Here is a 1,140-nt window from a genome sequence, read left to right as displayed (position 1 = left end):
CGCGGTTTTCGGGGCAAGGTCAAGGAGCGCACGGATGGCACCGCCCGTGGCTTCACGGGCCTGAAGTTCCAGTACCTGGCCGAGCAAGACCAAAGTGATGATGACCGCAGCGGCTTCGAAGTAGACCGGCACGGTGCCATGCGCCGAGCGCAGTTCAGCCGGGAACACATTCGGCGCAATCGTCGCCACCATGCTGTATATCCAGGCTGCACCTGTGCCGAGCGCGATCAGCGAGAACATGTTGAGGCTGCGGTTCCTGACCGAGGCGACGCCCCGCGCAAAGAAAGGCCAGCCCGCCCAGAGCACGACGGGCGTCGCCAGCGCCATCTGGATCCAGGGATTGATGGCCGGCGGAATGAAGTGGTCGACGCCGAAGAAGTGCCTGCCCATTTCAATAGCCAGCAAGGGCAGGGACAGGACGAGCCCGAATACAAAGCGCCGCTTCATGTCGCGCAGCTCAGGATTGGGTCCGTCGCTTGCGCTTGGGGTCAACGGCTCCAGCGCCATGCCACAGATCGGGCAATCTCCCGGACCATCCCTGAGGATTTCCGGGTGCATGGGGCAGGTCCACTGGCTTCCTGGCGCCGCGGTTTTGGGCGCGGGTGTTGCCGCGTGATGATGACAGCCAGCGCCGTGGCCTGAATGGCCATGCGCGTGATGCTCTGCGGCGGCGTGTGTCTCTTGCGCGGCAGGGTAGGCGGAAGGATCGGCTTCGAACTTGGATTTGCAACCCGCGCTGCAGAACAGGACCTCGGCGCCCTGGTGGATCAATCGGTGCGGACTGTCAGCTTTCGGCGTCATCCCGCAGACGGGGTCCCGTTTGGCTTTTTCATCGGGTGTAGTCGGGTTTGTATTCGCGGACATGCTGGAGCTCCTGGGGACCTTTTCTAGCCAGACATTTATACCCCTTAGGGGTATCCGTCAATTATCCCGTGGGGGTATGTTTCCAGCTTTGTGCCCGTGACTGTCTGACTACAGAAAAGTGAACGAAGACGGCCTAAAACCGTCTTCGGTTGTGTCCCTGCATTTCAATGGCCATGATCCGTGGCAAGGCTGGCCGACGACCAGTGAATGTGGACAATCTTCCACGCGCCGCCGGTTTCCTGAAGGACCATTGTCTCCATCAGGCGGCTGTTGATC

Annotated in this window: 2 protein-coding genes; both read right to left on the bottom strand. The window is 61.1% G+C overall.

Going from position 1 to position 1,140, the window contains the following annotated elements:
• Positions 1 to 864 (bottom strand): heavy metal-binding domain-containing protein (locus C0456_RS20750; RefSeq protein ID WP_291056673.1); only part of this gene is annotated, 864 nt, incomplete at its 3' end.
• 164 nt (positions 865 to 1,028) lie between these two features.
• Positions 1,029 to 1,124 carry a hypothetical protein gene (locus C0456_RS21040; protein WP_367179329.1) on the bottom strand — a complete coding sequence of 32 codons (96 nt, stop codon included), beginning with the start codon at positions 1,122 to 1,124 and terminating at the stop codon, positions 1,029 to 1,031.
• Between the last annotated feature and the right edge of the window lie 16 nt (positions 1,125 to 1,140).

Origin of the sequence: Hyphomonas sp. (assembly GCF_013823385.1) — a bacterium.
GTDB lineage: Bacteria > Pseudomonadota > Alphaproteobacteria > Caulobacterales > Hyphomonadaceae > Hyphomonas.
Note: the sequence above shows the minus strand (reverse complement) of the source record. Positions and strands in the feature narration are given on the sequence as shown.

Coding starts and splice junctions, on each gene's coding strand:
- C0456_RS21040 (WP_367179329.1), bottom strand. CDS start 1,124: ATGGAGACAATGGTCCTTCAGGAAACCGGCGGCGCGTGGAAGATTGTC.